The sequence below is a fragment of the Pseudomonas sp. SIMBA_041 genome, assembly GCF_046535095.1.
Classification (GTDB): domain Bacteria; phylum Pseudomonadota; class Gammaproteobacteria; order Pseudomonadales; family Pseudomonadaceae; genus Aquipseudomonas; species Aquipseudomonas mucoides.
Window position 1 is genome coordinate 1 of sequence record NZ_JAWRXJ010000035.1, and the last position, 574, is coordinate 574.

General features: G+C 47.7%; 2 protein-coding genes. Both read right to left on the reverse strand.

The window, feature by feature from the left end:
• Positions 1-433, reverse strand: a 433-nt coding sequence (locus SB725_RS30090) for a DUF6756 family protein (protein WP_410923010.1), incomplete at its 3' end; no start/stop codon positions are given.
• Between the two features lie 14 nt (positions 434-447).
• The coding region (locus SB725_RS30095) for a polymorphic toxin type 47 domain-containing protein (RefSeq protein WP_410923011.1) at positions 448-574 on the reverse strand (127 nt) is incomplete at its 5' end.

A 574-nucleotide genomic window follows, 5' to 3' on the forward strand; every position in this document is an offset into this window, starting at 1 on the left:
GTACTGCGTCGGTCATGCTGGTTACGAACAGCAAGTCCCCGTGATCATTTTCCGCAAGCATCCACGAGAAGTCTTTGGGGACTACGTAATACTCAAAGAACCGACATTCTTTTATAACTTCGGAGATCGCCTGAATTGGAGCATCGAAGATAAACTTTTCCTCGTCACCCTCATCCACTACAAACCATACGTCTCGCGTCGAGGAAGGAGCCAACTCAGCAAGATGCAAGTAGCCACTATCGTCTTCATACTGAAATACAATTGGCTTCTCTTTTAAACTTGTCCACCAAGCACGCGGATTTCCATCAACAAATATGCCGTGAATTTTTCGTAATAGTGCTTCCCTATTGCTTGGCTGCTGATCACTCAGGCCGCAATTCTTCAGTGCAATGGATAGTTCAGCCTTGAAATCGTCGGCATCAAGATTTTCCATTACTAGACACCTCCTCACAGCTTTTGGTCGGGCCTATGGGGATGTTGTGGTCCCTCATAAGTAATATTTCCGCGCTGACACCCGCATCCTCGTTTGCCAGCAGTCTGCCATCCAATGTGGGGTTTATCGTGGCCTTGCGCC